Raw genomic sequence first — 17,089 nt, forward strand, 5'->3', positions numbered from 1 at the left:
GGAATTGAACAGCAAAGCATAAATAACCCCTATGTCTCTATGTGGTTCAAACAAAAAAGACCGCTATTGCTAACGGTCTTTTTTAAATTTATATCAATTTCAATTATTGAAAATCAGCATCTGAAACTCCTTCATTGATTTTTACTTCTGAAATTTTGATATCCAATTCGATACCAATATTCATTACTTGGTTGAAAGGCACTTTTACACCTTTTACTTCTCTGTAATCTCCAAAAGTAGTAACTTGAGTTACTTTTTGTCCACCTTGATCAGCTGTTGTTGATTCGCCAGTCTTCAAACCTGATTTTACATCAAAGTAATGCGTGGTGTCACCATCAACTACAGTATAGGCATCGCTTCCGTTCATTGGCTCGATTCCGGTTACTGTAACTCCGGCTTTAGTAGCCAAAGCCGTTTCTCCGAATAACACAGCGCTTTCTTTCATTTTAGCTAACATATCGCCCTCTGCATTCATTTTTTGTCCTTGTTGCATCATGTAGCCCGTGTTCCCGTTAACAACTTGTTTCATTAATGAACCCATTCCGGCCATAGACAATTCAACCAGCATTCGACCTTTGTTGTCGGTTTTTGAGGTGTAAGCTATTGGCATAGGTGCTTGAGGAATTTTGGTTTCTCCAATACTTACAATTGATTTAACAGTTTTCATTGCTTTATCACCACCAATCGCTTTGATGTAGTTGTCGATAACGGTTTTAACAGTTACGCCGGCAGGTACCGGTTTTTTCATAGCCGGTTTCTCCGTTGGATTACCGAATTTATCGAAGTAAAAAATTGGAATTTTTAAGCTTTCTAATCCAGGTAATACTTCTGCCGCTTTTCCAACCACTAATATTCTTAAGTTGTCTGCCATGAAATATTTGTTCACTACTCTCATGATGTCATCAGGCGTTACTGCGTTGATGTTTTTGATGTAGTTTTCATAAAAATCAGCTGGAAGACCTTCTGTTTCGATATTTAAAGCGTAACGTGCTACGGTAGATGGTTTTTCAACTTGCATCACGAAACGACCGATATAACCTGCTTTTACACTGTTTAGAGCTTCTTCGGAAACTTTCTCGGTTCTGATTCGGTTTAATTCATACAAAGCTTGTGTGATGGCACTGTCAGTTACTGCGTTTCTAACTTGGGTGTTAGCTCTGAATTCACTGTAAATGTTTTTGTCGAAACCAACGCTTGAGCGTGCTCCGTAAGTCCATCCGTGTTTCTCTCTCAAGTTCATGTTTAGGTAGCTGTTAAAGTCGCCACCAAATACTTGATTCGCTAAAATTACCGGGAAGAAATCGGCATCTTTCATTTTCAAGTTTACAGTGTTGAAAAGAGTAATTTCTGACTGAACGGCATTCGGCATATCCACAAAATTGATTTGGGTATATTGCACATTGCTTGGGTTAGAATAAGTTAGTCTTGGAGCAGTAGCTTTTACCCATGAACCGAATAATTTTTCTACTAACTTTTTAACTTCTTTGGTTTTAACATCACCAACAATTACCAAGTAAGCTTTCTCAGGAACGAAGTAAGTGTTGTAATTGGTTTTTACATCGGCCAGAGATACATTGTTGATGGTTTCTTCTGATAAGTATTCACCCGCTGGGTGGTTTTTACCGTAAGCCAAAACTCTTTCCACTCTTGAAGCTACAGCAGGGACACTTTTTTCTTGGGTTTTTAAACCTTCGATTAATTTTTCTTTTTCTTTATCGAACTCTTCCTGTGTAAAGTTTGGCATCAAAGCACCTTCCGCCATTAATTCTAAAATTCTCTTGGCGTGCTTAGATAAACCGCTCGCAGAAGCACCTGAAGAATAGAAGTTGATGTTAGCGCCTAAGAAATCAATTTCTTCATTAAAAGCATCTTTCGGCGTTTTAATTGAACCGTTTCCGATTAAGCTACTGGTTAAATCGTCAACTCCTTTTTTGTTACCTTCCGCATACGGAGTGTTGTCAATAGTTAAGTTGAAAGATACGCGTGGTAACTTATGGTTTTCAACCACCAAAACTTTCAATCCGTTTGGTAAAGAAAAGGTTTCCGGTTTTTTGATGTTAATAGTTGGTGCCGGACCCGGTTTTGGTTGGGTTCTGTCTTGTGCTTGCATAGTTAAGGTTAAAAACAAGCTTGATAATACTATAATTGTTTTTTTCATGATACTTTGAGTCTTAGTTTTGAGCTTTGTCTTTGGCCGGTACATAATCCAAAATCAAACGTTGATTCGGGTTCAAATATTTTTTAGCAATATCTCTGATTTCTTCACGAGTGATAGAGCGGAAGATTTCGATTTCGGTGTTGATTAAGTTAACATCACCGTATAAAAGATAAAAAGTAGCTAAATTTTCGGCTACACCTTCTACGCTGGCATTACTGTCCACATAGTTGCTCTCGTAGATGTTTTGTAATTTTTGGTAATCTTTCTCAGAAATCAATTCGTTTTGCAATTTTACGATTTCCTCGTCAATTTCTCTGATCAAGTCAGCCGAAGTGTTTTCGCCTTGTGGCATTCCGTATAAAATGTACTGACCGTAGTCTTCTTGGCTGTAGTTGAAAGCACCAACTTGTAACGCCATTTTTTTATCGTCTACAATTTTTTTGTACAATTTGGAGCTTTTACCGTTGCTTAAATACGTAGAAATCATATCAAGAACTCTGGCGTCACGGGTTTTCATCGATGGCGTTCTGTAAGCCGCAACCACCATTTCTTTTTGAATGTTCGGGTCTTCATAACGGGCTTTGATAGGCTCGGTGATTGGTGCTTCTACAAAAGTTTCTTTTTTTACTTCAACACCTCTCGGAATTGGGCCAAAGTACTTTTCAATCCAGGCTTTGGTTTGCGGGATGTTTATTTGCCCGGCTACCACTAAAACAGCATTGTTTGGCGTGTAGAATTTTTTGTTGAACGCTTGGAATTCTTCCAAAGTCGCAGCATCTAAGTGTTCCATCGAACCAATGGGAGCCCAACGGTACGGGTGGTTTTTGAACATGTTTTTCTTTACCTCGGCAATCAATTGACCGTAAGGTTGGTTGTCTACACGTAATCTTTTTTCTTCTTTAACTACTTCGTTTTGAGTATCAACACCAATTTGGTTGATTACCGGATGCATCAATCGCTCAGATTCCATCCACAATCCTAACTCGGTATTGTTAGAAGGGAAAACTTCAAAGTAGTAGGTTCTGTCTTCTGAAGTGTTGGCGTTATTGGTTCCTCCGTTAGAAGTTACAATTTTAAACCATTCACCTCTTTTGATGTTTTCAGTACCTTCGAATAATAAATGCTCAAAGAAGTGAGCAAATCCTGTTCTCTCCGGATTTTCATCTTTAGAACCTACGTGGTACATTACAGAAGTAATTACTACCGGTGCAGACGGATCGTTGTGTAAAATAACATGCAAACCATTCGGCAAATCGTATTCTTCAAAAGCTACCTTTTGAGCATGTGCTGTTCCTCCAAGCATAAGCAATGAACTTAAAGCAATTAATGATTTTTTCATAAAAAATTGAAATTTTTTCGTTGATTGTTCAGTTAGATGACTAACCTTTAAATTTGTTACACAAAAATACTTTTTTTTATCTAATAATGTGATAGCCCAAAAAATATAAATTGATTTGCTTAAGTGACTGGAATTGAGATTTGAAAAAAATACCGAATTGGGTTGTGTGTAAAAGAAATAGTTGTATATTTGCGCACTTAAAAATTAACTAAACATTATTGTTATGTACGCAATCGTAGAGATAGCAGGGCAACAATTCAAAGTAAGCAAAGACCAAAAAGTTTTTGTTCACCGTTTGGCTACTGAAGAAGGTTCAAAAGTTTCTTTTGACAAAGTTCTTTTGTTAGACGACAATGGTAACATCACTTTAGGCGCCCCAGCTATAGAAGGTGCTTCAGTAGAAGCCAAAGTGTTACAACACTTAAAAGGAGACAAAGTAATCGTTTTCAAAAAGAAAAGAAGAAAAGGTTACAAAAAAAGAAACGGACACAGACAGTCGTTGACTCAAATCGTAATTGAGGGAATCAACGGAAGTGCTGCTCCAAAAAAGAAAGCAGCAAAAAAAGCTGAAGCTACAGAAGAATAATTAACATTTAAAAACTAAAACGTCATGGCTCACAAGAAAGGTGTCGGTAGTTCTAAGAATGGTAGAGAATCAGAATCGAAACGTTTAGGCGTTAAGATTTATGGTGGTCAAGCTGCAATTGCTGGTAATATCATCGTTAGACAAAGAGGTTCTAAACACAATGCTGGAGATAACGTTTACATGGGTAAAGATCACACTTTACATGCAAAGGTTGACGGGATTGTTAAATTCCAGAAAAAAGGAGATAACAAATCATTTGTGTCTATCCTTCCATTCGAAGCATAAGAACAAACTCTTATACAATATAAAACCCGTTCAGTAATGAGCGGGTTTTTTGTTTGGTGATAGTTTCAACAGGAATCTATTGGTTTCAGGTATGCAATACGTCGAGACTTAAATGCTATTCTGTGCGATATCGTCTACATTACAAATGGATTTTGTAGGAAGGCATCTCAGGAATTTTAAAATAATATAAACGATTAATTTTTAGTCAAATAAACTAAAAAATAAGATCTTTGGTTCTCTTTTTTTGATTAACTTTGAGTAGTTTGTTAAAGGTTTTGAAGGCTTAAACAATATAACGATTCACTCTAAAATTATGTATTTGATTAATAAACGACCAAAGCAATTTGGTTTTTTAGACTTTGTTAAATTATCCTTGGTTTGTTTAGTGTTCGATTTTACGACCATGTTGTTGATTGATCAATTTATAATTCTCGAAGGGTTGCTTATGTTTATTCTGCAAGCTTTCATATTTACACTTTCTTTCTCGATAGCGTATTACTTTTTTTATTATCGTACTTATTATAGCTCCTTCAAAAATTCTTTGGAGTTATTAAATGAATTTGAAAAGGTACTTCGAACCACCAGCGACGGCTTTTGGATTACGAGTATAGAGGATTATGGAAAAATTTTATACGTTAACGATGCCTATTGCGAAATGGTCGGATATACTCGGCAAGAGTTGCTGCAAATGAATATCAGAGATATTGATGACAATGAATCCGAAGAGGAAATGAAAAGTCATTTCCAAAAAATAATAAAAAACGGACACGAAAGTTTTATCAGTACCCACCAAACCAAGAGTGGTGGCAAAATAGAAGTTGAAGTGAGTGTCACTTATCTAAATATCAATCAAGGAAGGTTTTATGTTTTCCTGAAAAACATCACTTTAGAACAGCAACTCAAGCGAAATATTCTAGCGCAAAATGAAAAGTTATACGATATTGCCTTCTTGCAATCTCATCAAGTTCGAGCTCCGATTGTTAGGCTTTTAGGCTTGGTTAATCTTATTAACTATGACAATTTCAACGACCCGGAAAATAAGGAAATCATACTTTCACTCAAAGAAGCTACAGTTAACTTCGATGAGATTATTCGGGAGATTGTGAATAAAACCAACGAGTTACACCAACTCAAACAAGAAAACGATTCCAAACAAGAAGGTTAGTTTATCCATAAAACCCGTACAGCATTGAGCGGTTTTTTGTTGTTGGGAGCGATTCAAACGTAGTGAATTGGTGAAGCAAAGGTTCGGCCTTTTTTGGTTTCCTTTTTCCCGCTTTACGAGCTATGCGGTAGTCTCTTCCAAATGCGAAGCATTCACCGAACACTTACAAAAATCGAACATCTAGTGAGGTAATCGGGGCTAATTGGGATTGGTCTTTTGTGCTTGGCATATCATCACTAACGGGATTTCTTTTTTTATGGATTTTTGCTGCCCAAATTAAATCCCTGACGGAACTGTAAACATAAGACATCTTTTTTCTTACGGTTCGTTCGGCCTACGGAATCAACAAATCTAAAGGAGTTATAAATAAAAAACCCTCGCTTAAAGCAAGGGTTTATATCTAATATTTAAAATCTGAAATTTAATATCAGATTAATATCTGTAATACTCCGGTTTAAATGGTCCTTGAACTTCTACACCAATGTAGGCGGCTTGTTCTTCGTTTAAGGTTTCCAATTCAACCCCTAATTTAGCCAAGTGTAAAGCGGCTACTTTTTCATCTAAGTGTTTCGGTAACATGTACACTTCGTTTTTATAGTTGGCCGAGTTGTTCCATAATTCAATTTGCGCCAAAGTTTGGTTGGTAAACGAGTTACTCATTACAAAACTTGGGTGACCGGTAGCACAACCTAAATTTACCAAACGACCTTCAGCCAAAATAATAATGTCTTTACCATTCACATTGTATTTGTCTACTTGAGGTTTGATTTCCACTTTAGAGTTACCGTAGTTTTTATTCAACCAAGCCATATCTATTTCATTGTCAAAGTGACCAATGTTACAAACGATGGTTTTGTCTTTCATCGCTTCAAAATGTCTTCCTACTACAATGTCTTTGTTACCGGTAGTAGTGATCACGATATCAGCATTGGCGATAACAGTGTCTAATTTTTTTACTTCAAATCCGTCCATAGCGGCTTGTAAAGCACAAATCGGATCGATTTCAGTAACGGTTACGATAGAACCTGCACCACGGAAAGAAGCTGCAGTCCCTTTACCTACGTCTCCGTAGCCACAAACAACCACTCTTTTTCCGGCTAACATAATATCGGTTGCACGACGAACAGCATCTACAGCCGATTCTTTACAACCGTATTTGTTGTCAAATTTCGATTTAGTAACCGAGTCATTAACGTTGATAGCCGGCATATATAAAGTTCCGTTTTTCATTCTTTCGTACAAACGGTGAACTCCTGTAGTAGTTTCTTCTGATAAACCTTTGATGCCCGGGATTAATTCAGGGTAACGGTCGAATACCATGTTGGTCAAATCACCACCATCATCCAAAATCATGTTCAATGGTTTTCTGTCTTCTCCAAAGAATAAGGTTTGTTCAATACACCAATCGAATTCTTCTTCATTCAAACCTTTCCAAGCATAAACTTGAATCCCTGCAGCAGCAATAGCAGCAGCAGCCTGATCTTGAGTTGAGAAGATGTTACAAGATGACCAAGTAACTTCGGCACCCAAAGCAATTAAAGTTTCAATCAAAACAGCGGTTTGGATAGTCATGTGAAGACATCCGGCAATACGCGCACCTTTCAGTGGCTGACTGGCTCCATATTCAGCGCGAAGTGCCATTAATCCCGGCATTTCAGCTTCGGCCAATTCAATTTCTTTTCTTCCCCAAGCTGCCAAGTTAATGTCTTTAACTTTGTAAGCTACAAAAGGTAATGTTTGTGTACTCATCTATTGTGTATATTTGTTTTTTAAAAAATGTGGTGCAAAATTACACAATTGAAAAGAATTAAAAAAACCTTTTTTGATTTTTTAGGGATTGTTTAAGTCCTTAATTTTCTGAAAGACAAACAGATAATTTCGAATTACCCATGCCGTTACTAGAAATCAAAGCTTTAAATCGGAACACCAACCTATACGTTTGGAAAATCACTGAATCTTTCGATGAACTTTTTCGAAGTGTGGCTTTGAAAGATGTTTCTTTGGCCAGATTGGAGGGCATGAAAGCCGAAAGCCACCAAAAAGGTTTTCTCAGTGTAAGGCGATTGCTGATGGAAGCCGGTTATAACGACTTCGATTTGTATTACGACGACTTTGGGAAACCGCATTTAAAAGACGGGAAGCACATTTCCATTTCACATTCTAACGATTTTTCAGTGATTGTTATCAGTCAAGAGAACATTGGCGCCGATTTAGAAATTCTCAAAGAGAAAACCCTCAAATTAGCCCCAAGATTCATGGATGTTGCACATTTGAAAGGTTTGTCGAAAAGCGATTCGCTTAAAAAAGCAACCGTTGTTTGGGGCATCAAAGAGTCGGTTTTTAAAATTAAAAATGAAGTCGGCATCAGTTTCAAAGACCATATTTTTGAAAACGATTTTACTTTAGCCGATCAAAAATGTACAGTGGAATTAAGGTTAAACAATAAAGTTGAATGCTTTACGATTATTTTCGATTTCATTGAAGAGTATGTCTTTGTTTGTGCATTTAATTCCGTTTCTTTGAACTATGTTACCGGTCAAATAGACTAATGAAAACCCTTTATCAAGACATACAAGCCGCAAAAGATCAACAGCAAAAGCTATTGGCTATATTGTTGGACCCTGATAAAGTATCGGTAGCATCCGTTGGCGAGTTGTCAGACAAAATCAATCAATCTCCCGCAACCCATATTTTTGTTGGCGGTAGTTCGTTCGAAGGCAATCATTTAAACGAACTCCTCAAAATTTTAAAATCTAAAACAAATTTACCTATTTTGCTTTTCCCCGGAAATCCTTCGCAAATTTCAGCCGAAGCCCACGGGATTTTGTTTTTACAATTGCTTTCCGGTAGAAATCCGGAGTATTTAATTGAACACCAAGTGAACGCTGTTCCTATTTTAGAAAATACCCAACTCGAAATTCTTTCCACCGGTTATATTTTAATTGAAAGCGGCAACGAGACTGCAGTAGAAAGAGTCAGCCAAACTAAACCACTCAGCCGAAATCAAATCGATTATGTAGCCCAAACGGCCAAAGCCGGAGAGTTTATGGGTAACAAATTAATGTACTTAGAAGCCGGTAGCGGTGCAGTCAATTCGGTTCCTACAGCCATGATCACAGCGGTGGCCGCGCGAATTTCGATTCCGCTTATAGTGGGCGGAGGTATTCGTTCGCGTGAAGCCATAAATGCAGCTTACAACGCCGGAGCTGATTTGGTGGTTATCGGAACGGCTTTTGAAAACGATTCCACTTTTTTCGACAGATGATAGATTTTTTTATCTCACAATACAAAGAGGCTTCGACACTTCAAATTTTATTGGAGTTTTTGGTATTTGTATTCGGGATTGCGAGTGTGGTTTTAGCTAAAAAAGAAAATATCTGGGTGTATCCAACCGGTTTGATTGCGACAGTAATTACTACTTATCTGTTGTATCAAGCAAAGTATTTCGGCGATATGACGATGAATGCCTATTATTCATTGATGAGTCTTTACGGTTGGTATAAATGGACAACAAAAACAAATGAACCCGCAGTCAAAATCACCCGAACCAACCAACACGAGAAGTTTATCGGTTTTGGATTGTTCGGACTAACCATAGGTGTCACCTATATGGTTTACAAGTTTTTTGATTACAAACTTGAAATTCCTAATTATATTGATATTTTTACATCCGGCCTTTTTTTTACAGCGATGTGGTATATGGCGCTTAAAAAAATAGAAAATTGGACGTTGTGGATTATTGGAGATTGCATCGTTGTGCCGCTGTTTGCCTATAGAGGCTTGGGAATGTTATCGCTTCAATACTTCATTTTTACGATTTTGGCCGTTTACGGATATTTGGAATGGAAGAAGATTTTACAAGAAAAGAAAGAGTAGCTAAAAATTACGGATTAATTGAGGCCGACTTTGAGCAAATCAAAGCGAAAGGTATTCCTTTGGATAAGATAGAAGCCGAATTATCGCTTTTCAAATCGGGTATTCCTAAAATTTATTTGGAAAGACCTGCCACCATAGGCGATGGAATCCTAAAATTAACCCAACAACAGTTTCAAGAATACGCCGGTAGTTTTGACCAAAAAAAATCAGATTTAAAGCTGAAAAAATTTGTTCCGGCTTCAGGAGCAGCCAGTAGAATGTTCAAATTTCTGAACGAGTTTCTCAATGATTTCGATCCCGAAAACGAAACCATTAACGCTTACATCAATCGAAAAAAAGACAAAAACTTGCCGATTTTTTTAGCCGGAATCGAAAAATTTCCGTTCTACGACGAAATCAAATCGGCCATAAAACAGTTGTACCCCGAGTATTATTCGTTAGAAAGTCATGAAAAGAGTTATCGTTTCATCAAACTAATGTTGTCGGCAGAGCATTTTGATTTTGCCAACAAACCCAAAGGTGTACTCGATTTTCACAAATACCCAACGCATATCGCTACTCCGGTAGAAGAACATTTAAACGAATGCGCTTTCTATGCGGCTTCAAATTCGGTGTCGCATCTGCATTTTACCGTTTCAGAAAACCATCAAAACCTATTTACTGCCATTATTGACAAGGTAAAGGATAAGGTAGAAAGCAAGTCGGGTACTAAAGTCCATATCAACTATTCTTACCAAGACCAAAGTACCGATACGATAGCAGTAGACATGCAAAACAGACCCTTTCGCAATGAAAAAAACGAACTGGTTTTCCGTCCCGGGGGTCATGGTGCGTTGATTAAAAATTTGAACGAACTGGACGCCGATGTAATTTTCATCAAAAATATCGATAATGTCATCCAGAATCATATCAACGAAATCACCCTGTATAAAAAAGGATTAGCCGGGATTTTATTGGAGTTACAACAAAAAGTGTTCGAAATCCTGAAGGCTATCGATGAAGGACATGTCGGGGATAATGATATACCTGCTATCATCGATTTCATGCAACAAAAACTCAATATCGATGTGTTGGACGATTTTTATAAGTATACGCTTGAGAACAAAATTGACTTTATCAAAAACAAACTCAACCGACCAATCCGCGTTTGTGGTATGGTAAAAAACGAAGGCGAACCCGGTGGCGGACCTTTCTGGGTGAGTAATCATAAAGGGAGTGTCTCACTGCAAATTGTTGAAAGTTCACAAGTCGACACGCATAACCCCGAACAAGTAGCCATTTTGTTGAAATCTACTCATTTCAATCCTGTAGATTTGGTTTGTGCCACAAAAAATTACCAAGGGCAAAAATTTGATTTAACACAGTTTGTCGACCATAGTACCGGTTTTATAGTGCACAAAAACAACAAAGGGAAAGACTTAAAAGGGTATGAGGTGCCCGGTCTTTGGAATGGTGCCATGGCTAAGTGGATAACCGTTTTTGTTGAGGTACCACTCGTAACCTTTAATCCGGTAAAAACCGTAAATGATTTGCTCAAACCTGCTCACCAACCACAACATGAAAACTGAGGTATTGTTAACTGAACTACAGTTTAAAGCCGTTCGAAGTTCAGGTGCAGGCGGTCAAAATGTAAACAAGGTGTCTTCAAAAGTAATACTGTCTTTTGATGTCAAAAATTCGCAAGCCTTAACCGATGAGGAAAAGCTTTTGCTGTATTCTAAATTGGCGTCCAAACTAACTTCAGAACAACTGCTGATTCTTGCCTGTGACGAAGACCGAAGCCAACTGAAAAACAAAACGATCGTAATCAAACGATTTTTGGAATTGCTCAAAACGGCCTTAATTGTTCCGAAAAAAAGAAAACCAACCCAAATACCACGTGCTGTAATCGAAAAGCGCATCAAAGCCAAGCGCAACCTTTCGGAAATTAAACAAAACAGACGCAAGCCGAAATTCTAAAATTCATAATTTGTAATTCATAATTTGTAATTATATTTGCCTTGTCTCAAAGGGGTGCTCTAAATAACGAGCTGAGATCATACCCAACGAACTTAGAACAGGTAATGCTGTTTAAGGAATTGACGAAAAACTAAAGTGCACGTTAGTCGTACGTCAAGAGTATCAATTTATTTATAAACCAAGAATAATTGCCCCTTTTATTCGTAATACATTACGAATGAAAACTTTATTCACTACAAAAAGTACGAAGTACAAAGTACAAAGTAGGAAAGCCGTATTCATTACTGCTTTTTGCATTTTGCCTGCTGTTGGCTTTACACAGGAAACGATTAAAGACACTACTAAAGTCAACGCACTCGACGAAGTAACGGTGTCTGCCGTTCGGGCCAAAGGCAAAAATCCGGTCACTTTTACCAATCTCTCTAAAAAGGAAATCGCACCCAGAAATCTCGGGCAAGACATTCCGATTTTACTTAACTACTTGCCGTCGGTTGTTACCACTACAGATGCCGGAAACGGAGTAGGTTACACTTATATGCGGGTTCGCGGTGCCGATGGTTCCAGAATCAACGTAACCCTGAACGGGATTCCGTTTAACGATAGCGAAAGTCAAGGCACCTTTTTTGTCAACTTACCCGATTTTGCTTCTTCATTAGAAAGTGTACAATTGCAACGCGGTGTCGGATTGTCCACTAACGGAGCCGGAGCTTTTGGAGCCAGTTTGAACATGCAAACCAAATCGTATCAGGAAAAGGCGTATGCCGAAATTGCCAATTCAGGCGGAAGTTTCGGAACACGCAAACATACTTTGGCTTTCGGAACAGGTTTACATAACAACTTTGAACTTAACGCGCGTTTGTCCAATATTGCTTCAGATGGGTTTATCGACCGCGCTTCTTCAAACTTGTTTGGTTATTTTTTCAATGCCAATTATGTGACCGAAAAGACATTGATTAAAGCGATAGCGTTCGGTGGTAAAGAGAAAACCTATCAAGCTTGGTACGGGATTGAAGATCCGGAAAAATTGAGGAATGACAGGACTTTTAATCCGGCCGGAATGTACTTTGATGAAAATGGAAACATGCAATTCTATGATGATGAAACCGATAATTATGCGCAAAATCATTTCCAATTGCATTGGTCTCAAAAATGGTCTGACCGTTGGGTTTCCAATGCTGCTTTGCATTACACCATCGGGAAAGGCTATTTTGAACAATACCGAGAAGATGAAACGCTGGCTGATTATAACTTGCCCGATTTCCAGGGCAATGCCGTATCCGATTTGGTGCGAAAAAGATGGTTGGACAACGATTTCTTCGGGGCTGTGTTCTCCTTAAATTACAAAACACCAAAAACCGATGTGATGTTTGGCGGAGCGGCCAATCGCTATTTGGGTGATCATTTCGGGGAAGTGGTTTGGACGCAATATTATGTGCCTGCCGCCAATCGTTATTATAACAATATCGGGAACAAAGACGATGTTAATGTGTATGCTAAAGCGTCACAACAATTCGGGAAGTTCAATTTTTTTGCCGATTTACAATACCGTATGGTGTTTTATGAGGCGACCAGTTTTCGCTTTGATGATGTAAACGATACTTTCCGATTTTTTAATCCGAAATTGGGATTGAATTTCGATTTCAACGATAAACATTCCTTCTATGGCTATTTCGGAGTAGCGAATAAAGAACCGCGTCGCGATGACTACGAAAACGGCAGTACCAAACCGGAGCGTTTGTTTGACTATGAGTTGGGTTGGAAATACCAATCAAAAAAGGTAAACATTTCGGCTAATGCCTTCTATATGAATTATCAAAATCAATTGGTGTTAACCGGAGCATTGAACGATGTAGGGTCGCCTATTTTTACCAATAGCGGGAAAAGTTATCGCGTAGGTTTGGAAGTGGAATCGGTAATCGCTTTAACGGATAAATGGATTGTCAATCCGAATGTTACGTTCAGTCAGAATAAAAACCGCGATTTCGTATTCCAAAGAGACGGTCTATTGCAAAATTTAGGGAATACCAATATTGCTTTCTCTCCGGATTGGGTTATCGGTAACCGAATTACGTATAAACCTTTAAAAGAAATGCAGATTTCATTGCTTTCTAAATTTGTAAGCGACCAATTCATGGGCAATATCGATTCGGAACGTTCTAAACTCGATGCTTATTTTGTAAACGATTTGAATGTTTCTTACGAATGGAAAATCAACAAAGGCTTAAAGTCAATCGTGTTTTCAGCTTTAGTAAATAACCTGTTTAATTTGGAATATGAATCCAATGGGTATTTTTATACCTATGATGACGATTGGACTGCGCCGGGAAGTGTTACAACTATTGAAGGTGCCGGATTCTATCCGCAAGCCGGAATTAATTTCTTGGCCGGAGCTACTTTAAAACTATAGAAACAAAAAGCCGAACAAAACGTTCGGCTTTTTTTAATTCGTTATGATTAATGTATTGCCATTAATACTTACCCGATAAGGTTTCATAGCGTATTGTTGACCCGCTCCTAAACCGGTATATAAACTGTAAAAACTGTCGTCGCAATTGCATTCGGCGTTGGTATTGCCCGGTGATACAGTCATTGGCTCAGTACAACTGCTAAAAGCCTGATTCGGACAAGCTAAGTCAAAAGCATTGAATCCGCTCCCGGTGTTAAAAACTACAATACCACGCGCTCCTTGGCTATAATCTAAGACACGATTGCCCGGATATTGTAAATTGGTATAACCCGGCAAATTCATATCGATTTGTAAATTCACTTGATAATTCGGGATGTTAGGATTGTTATAATTTATGGAGCCACCGTCACAACTTAAGGTCAAGCCCACTAAAAATAAGAAGATTATCTTTTTCATATAAATTTCAGTATTACTATAGCGAAACAAATTTAAATTAATTAACTTTGACGAACGTTATCTAACGTAAACAAATTTGAAATAAGTATCAAAATAATATCTTTGCAAAAAGAAATCCCGTTCCGATGGGATTTTTTCTATTTATATAAATAATGAAATTATGAGTACAGTATCGTATTACACCGCAGAAGGACTAAAAAAATTAAAAGACGAATTAGATCATCTTAAAAGTGTAGAAAGACCAAAAGCTTCCCAAGCCATAGCTGAAGCCAGAGACAAAGGGGATTTATCTGAGAATGCCGAATATGATGCTGCCAAAGAAGCACAAGGCCTTTTAGAAATGCGCATTGCTAAAATGGAAGAGCTTTATGCTAATGCTCGTTTGATTGATGAATCGCAATTGGATTTGTCTAAAGCTTTGGTATTGTCTAAAGTGAAAATTAAAAACCAAGCCAACGGTATGGAAATGAAATATACTTTGGTAGCGGAAAGTGAAGCCGATTTAAAATCGGGGAAAATATCTGTTACTTCTCCTATCGGTAAAGGATTGTTAGGAAAAAAAGTAGGCGAAATTGCCGAAATCAGTGTGCCGAACGGAAAATTGAACTTCGAAATTTTAGAAATAACCAGAGATTAACATGAGTTCTATCTTCACCAAAATCGTTAACGGAGAAATTCCGGCCTACAAAATTGCCGAAGACGACCGCTATTTGGCCTTTTTAGATGTCAATCCGAATGCCAAAGGCCATACACTTTGTATTTCCAAACAAGAAATCAATAAGATTTTTGATATGGAAGAAGACCATTATTTGGGCTTGATGCAGTTTGCCCGAAAAGTGGCTAAAGCCATCGAAAAAACCGTTCCTTGCAAGCGAATTGGTGTTGCTGTTGTTGGTTTAGAAGTGCCGCACGTTCACGTTCACCTGATTCCATTACACGATATGGATGATATGCGTTTCCAGCGAAAGGCAACTTTGACACAAGAAGAATTTGAGAGTTTAGCAAAGTCCATTCAAAGTAATTTATAAAAAGCAAACCGACTAATTAGTCGGTTTTTTTATGCTTTTTCGAAATGAAATTTGCATGGTTGTGCCTTTACCCATTTCCGAATGTAATACTTTGATTTTGCCTTTGTGGTATTCTTCCACGATTCTTTTGGTAAGTGATAAACCCAATCCCCAACCTCTTTTTTTGGTGGTAAAACCCGGTTCGAATACACTGGTGAATTGGTTTTTCGGAATCCCTTTTCCGGTATCAGTCACCAGTATTTTTACCAGATGTTCCTCGTTTTCAATGACCACCGAAAGTTTACCGCGACCTTTCATGGCGTCGATAGCATTTTTAACCAAATTCTCAATTGTCCAACTGTGAAGCGCCGGATTCAATGAAACCATAATTGGTTTTTTAGGCGCTTTAAAACAGAATTCAACCTGAGTGGAGAATCTCGATTTTAGGTACTCGAAGGATTGCTCGGTTTCAGCTATGATATTGCGTTCTTCTAAAATGGGTTCGGATCCGATTTTGGAGAAACGATCGGTAATGGTTTGCAAACGGGTGATGTCTTTCTCAATTTCGGTTACCATAACGGGGTCGATATTGTTGGCTTTCATAATTTCGAGCCAACCGATTAAGGAAGACAAAGGAGTGCCGATTTGATGTGCGGTTTCTTTGGCCATCCCGGCCCAAAGTTTGTTTTGTGTGGCCATTTTAGTGCTGCGGTAAAAGTTGTATACCACAGCGGCAAAGAGGAAAATAATCAGCAATAAGGCAATAGGATAGTACTTGAGTTTGTTGAGCAACGATGAATTGCCGTAGTACAGTTTCCAAAATTTACCCGGATTGTATTCAATTACGATAGGATTGTTTTCTTTTTTGAGTTTTTCGAGGTAATCCTTGAGCTTGACTTTATCGTTGGCAATATCTTCCTCAATATTAACATGATTGATGATTTGATTTTTCTCGGTAAGGATGAGCGGAATGGTTTTGTTATTGCTCATGATTAAGCTTGGCAGTTCGATATCGCCGGTTTCCGGGTCGGCATTGTTGAAGGCTTTTAAACTCTGTGCCCAAAGTTCCATTTTGATACGCTCTTCGTTTTTAAAGATTTGAAAGAAAGTATAGGTGTTCCAAAGAATCAGCGTCACTATGACAAAGGAAGTCACTATGATGATCCAACGGGTGATGTTTCTTCTTTCGGAAAACTGCATGCTAAATTTTTTATAAATATAGACAAAAGCGTCAAAAGTGCAAGACGATTTAGGTTTAGCCCTGATGGTAGAGGCATCCTTTTGTTTTTTGTTGGGGTTGTTCGATTGCACTTCGACTGACTCATCATGACTATTGCTTTGACGAGATTGATAAAAAACAAAAGATAGAGCGAACAGCAGGAATACGGACCGCAAGAATGCCCGAGCCACTCGCTTCTCAAATCAATTAAAATTGTATTTTTGGGGAAAATAAAATCTATGCTCAGTTTCGAACCTCATACGCTTTCACCGGCGCAGTTGCAAGGCTATTTGCAAAGTGCTGTGGCGCCGCGACCGATTGCTTTTGCCAGTACGGTTGATGCCAATGGCAAGCCCAATTTGTCGCCTTTCAGTTTTTTTAATGTGTTTAGTTCCAATCCGCCAATCCTGGTTTTTTCACCAGCCCGACGGGTGAGAAACAACACCACTAAACACACTTTAGAAAATTGTGAAGCTACCAAAGAAGTAGTGATTAACGTGGTGAATTACGACATCGTACAGCAAATGTCGCTGTCGAGCACAGAATACCCTGATGGTGTGAACGAGTTTGTCAAATCGGGTTTGACGATGTTGCCTTCGGACATGATTAAGCCGTTTCGCGTGGCGGAAAGT

Annotated in this window: 17 protein-coding genes and 1 riboswitch; of the genes, 12 read left to right on the top strand and 5 right to left on the bottom strand. The window is 38.3% G+C overall.

The features are described 5' to 3' along the window. Positions 1-103 precede the first annotated feature (103 nt). Together Q0M21_RS11075 and Q0M21_RS11080 are read right to left on the bottom strand one after the other, a co-directional pair. Positions 104-2,158, bottom strand: coding sequence for a pitrilysin family protein (locus Q0M21_RS11075; protein ID WP_295338155.1), 2,055 nt, complete (start codon positions 2,156-2,158; stop codon positions 104-106). Positions 2,159-2,171: 13 nt separating this feature from the next. Next, the gene (locus Q0M21_RS11080; RefSeq protein ID WP_295338157.1) at positions 2,172-3,497 is read right to left on the bottom strand and encodes a pitrilysin family protein; all 1,326 of its coding nucleotides are present in this window, start codon (positions 3,495-3,497) and stop codon (positions 2,172-2,174) included. A gap of 223 nt (positions 3,498-3,720) precedes the next feature. On the opposite strand from Q0M21_RS11080, the gene rplU reads away from it, so the two are divergent. From rplU to Q0M21_RS11095, 3 genes are all read left to right on the top strand, one after another. Continuing rightward, positions 3,721-4,083 (top strand): 50S ribosomal protein L21, encoded by a 363-nt coding sequence (rplU, locus tag Q0M21_RS11085; RefSeq protein ID WP_295338159.1) that lies wholly within the window; start codon positions 3,721-3,723, stop codon positions 4,081-4,083. A gap of 24 nt (positions 4,084-4,107) precedes the next feature. Beyond that, complete coding sequence (gene rpmA / locus Q0M21_RS11090) at positions 4,108-4,368, top strand: 50S ribosomal protein L27 (protein ID WP_290874740.1); 261 nt, start codon at positions 4,108-4,110, stop codon at positions 4,366-4,368. 541 nt (positions 4,369-4,909) lie between these two features. After that, positions 4,910-5,533, top strand: coding sequence for a PAS domain S-box protein (locus tag Q0M21_RS11095; RefSeq protein WP_295338162.1), 624 nt, complete (start codon positions 4,910-4,912; stop codon positions 5,531-5,533). Between the two features lie 432 nt (positions 5,534-5,965). On the opposite strand, the gene ahcY is transcribed toward Q0M21_RS11095, so the two are convergent. After that, entirely contained in the window at positions 5,966-7,282 is a 1,317-nt protein-coding gene (gene ahcY / locus Q0M21_RS11100) for an adenosylhomocysteinase (RefSeq protein ID WP_295338165.1), read from the bottom strand. Between the two features lie 140 nt (positions 7,283-7,422). Between ahcY and Q0M21_RS11105 the strand changes: the two genes are divergently transcribed. The 6 genes from Q0M21_RS11105 (at position 7,423) to Q0M21_RS11130 (ending at position 13,775) form a co-directional block, all read left to right on the top strand. Then, positions 7,423-8,082 (top strand): 4-phosphopantetheinyl transferase, encoded by a 660-nt coding sequence (locus Q0M21_RS11105; RefSeq protein ID WP_295338167.1) that lies wholly within the window; start codon positions 7,423-7,425, stop codon positions 8,080-8,082. Next, entirely contained in the window at positions 8,082-8,798 is a 717-nt protein-coding gene (locus tag Q0M21_RS11110; RefSeq protein WP_295338169.1) for a geranylgeranylglyceryl/heptaprenylglyceryl phosphate synthase, read from the top strand. Before Q0M21_RS11105 ends, Q0M21_RS11110 begins: the two co-directional genes overlap by 1 nt. Beyond that, entirely contained in the window at positions 8,795-9,409 is a 615-nt protein-coding gene (pnuC, locus tag Q0M21_RS11115) for a nicotinamide riboside transporter PnuC (RefSeq protein WP_295338171.1), read from the top strand. The genes Q0M21_RS11110 and pnuC overlap by 4 nt, the downstream gene beginning before the upstream one ends. After that, positions 9,376-10,977 (top strand): DUF4301 family protein, encoded by a 1,602-nt coding sequence (locus Q0M21_RS11120; RefSeq protein ID WP_295338173.1) that lies wholly within the window; start codon positions 9,376-9,378, stop codon positions 10,975-10,977. Before pnuC ends, Q0M21_RS11120 begins: the two co-directional genes overlap by 34 nt. After that, on the top strand, positions 10,967-11,368 hold the full coding sequence (gene arfB, locus Q0M21_RS11125) for an alternative ribosome rescue aminoacyl-tRNA hydrolase ArfB (protein WP_295338175.1): 402 nt from the start codon (positions 10,967-10,969) through the stop codon (positions 11,366-11,368). Before Q0M21_RS11120 ends, arfB begins: the two co-directional genes overlap by 11 nt. Positions 11,369-11,408: 40 nt before the next feature. Next, positions 11,409-11,504: riboswitch (TPP riboswitch) on the top strand. Between the two features lie 81 nt (positions 11,505-11,585). Beyond that, positions 11,586-13,775 carry a TonB-dependent receptor gene (locus tag Q0M21_RS11130; RefSeq protein ID WP_295338177.1) on the top strand — a complete coding sequence of 730 codons (2,190 nt, stop codon included), beginning with the start codon at positions 11,586-11,588 and terminating at the stop codon, positions 13,773-13,775. Positions 13,776-13,808: 33 nt separating this feature from the next. Here Q0M21_RS11130 and Q0M21_RS11135 read toward each other — a convergent pair whose 3' ends face one another. Further along, a complete protein-coding gene (locus Q0M21_RS11135) occupies positions 13,809-14,231 on the bottom strand; it encodes a hypothetical protein (RefSeq protein ID WP_295338179.1) in 423 nt (140 codons plus the stop codon). A 160-nt stretch (positions 14,232-14,391) separates the two neighbouring features. On the opposite strand from Q0M21_RS11135, the gene greA reads away from it, so the two are divergent. Next, on the top strand, positions 14,392-14,868 hold the full coding sequence (greA, locus tag Q0M21_RS11140) for a transcription elongation factor GreA (protein ID WP_295338181.1): 477 nt from the start codon (positions 14,392-14,394) through the stop codon (positions 14,866-14,868). Position 14,869: 1 nt separating this feature from the next. Next, the gene (locus tag Q0M21_RS11145; RefSeq protein ID WP_295338183.1) at positions 14,870-15,259 is read left to right on the top strand and encodes an HIT family protein; all 390 of its coding nucleotides are present in this window, start codon (positions 14,870-14,872) and stop codon (positions 15,257-15,259) included. A 12-nt stretch (positions 15,260-15,271) separates the two neighbouring features. Here Q0M21_RS11145 and Q0M21_RS11150 read toward each other — a convergent pair whose 3' ends face one another. Beyond that, positions 15,272-16,438 (bottom strand): PAS domain-containing sensor histidine kinase, encoded by a 1,167-nt coding sequence (locus Q0M21_RS11150; RefSeq protein ID WP_295338185.1) that lies wholly within the window; start codon positions 16,436-16,438, stop codon positions 15,272-15,274. 258 nt (positions 16,439-16,696) lie between these two features. On the opposite strand from Q0M21_RS11150, the gene Q0M21_RS11155 reads away from it, so the two are divergent. After that, the coding region (locus tag Q0M21_RS11155; RefSeq protein ID WP_295338188.1) for a flavin reductase family protein at positions 16,697-17,089 on the top strand (393 nt) is incomplete at its 3' end.

Source organism: Flavobacterium sp. (genome assembly GCF_024710485.1).
GTDB lineage: Bacteria > Bacteroidota > Bacteroidia > Flavobacteriales > Flavobacteriaceae > Flavobacterium.

Coding starts and splice junctions, on each gene's coding strand:
- Q0M21_RS11075 (WP_295338155.1), bottom strand. CDS start 2,158: ATGAAAAAAACAATTATAGTATTATCAAGCTTGTTTTTAACCTTAACT.
- Q0M21_RS11080 (WP_295338157.1), bottom strand. CDS start 3,497: ATGAAAAAATCATTAATTGCTTTAAGTTCATTGCTTATGCTTGGAGGA.
- rplU (WP_295338159.1), top strand. CDS start 3,721: ATGTACGCAATCGTAGAGATAGCAGGGCAACAATTCAAAGTAAGCAAA.
- rpmA (WP_290874740.1), top strand. CDS start 4,108: ATGGCTCACAAGAAAGGTGTCGGTAGTTCTAAGAATGGTAGAGAATCA.
- ahcY (WP_295338165.1), bottom strand. CDS start 7,282: ATGAGTACACAAACATTACCTTTTGTAGCTTACAAAGTTAAAGACATT.
- Q0M21_RS11105 (WP_295338167.1), top strand. CDS start 7,423: ATGCCGTTACTAGAAATCAAAGCTTTAAATCGGAACACCAACCTATAC.
- Q0M21_RS11110 (WP_295338169.1), top strand. CDS start 8,082: ATGAAAACCCTTTATCAAGACATACAAGCCGCAAAAGATCAACAGCAA.
- pnuC (WP_295338171.1), top strand. CDS start 8,795: ATGATAGATTTTTTTATCTCACAATACAAAGAGGCTTCGACACTTCAA.
- Q0M21_RS11120 (WP_295338173.1), top strand. CDS start 9,376: ATGGAAGAAGATTTTACAAGAAAAGAAAGAGTAGCTAAAAATTACGGA.
- arfB (WP_295338175.1), top strand. CDS start 10,967: ATGAAAACTGAGGTATTGTTAACTGAACTACAGTTTAAAGCCGTTCGA.
- Q0M21_RS11130 (WP_295338177.1), top strand. CDS start 11,586: ATGAAAACTTTATTCACTACAAAAAGTACGAAGTACAAAGTACAAAGT.
- Q0M21_RS11135 (WP_295338179.1), bottom strand. CDS start 14,231: ATGAAAAAGATAATCTTCTTATTTTTAGTGGGCTTGACCTTAAGTTGT.
- greA (WP_295338181.1), top strand. CDS start 14,392: ATGAGTACAGTATCGTATTACACCGCAGAAGGACTAAAAAAATTAAAA.
- Q0M21_RS11145 (WP_295338183.1), top strand. CDS start 14,870: ATGAGTTCTATCTTCACCAAAATCGTTAACGGAGAAATTCCGGCCTAC.
- Q0M21_RS11150 (WP_295338185.1), bottom strand. CDS start 16,438: ATGCAGTTTTCCGAAAGAAGAAACATCACCCGTTGGATCATCATAGTG.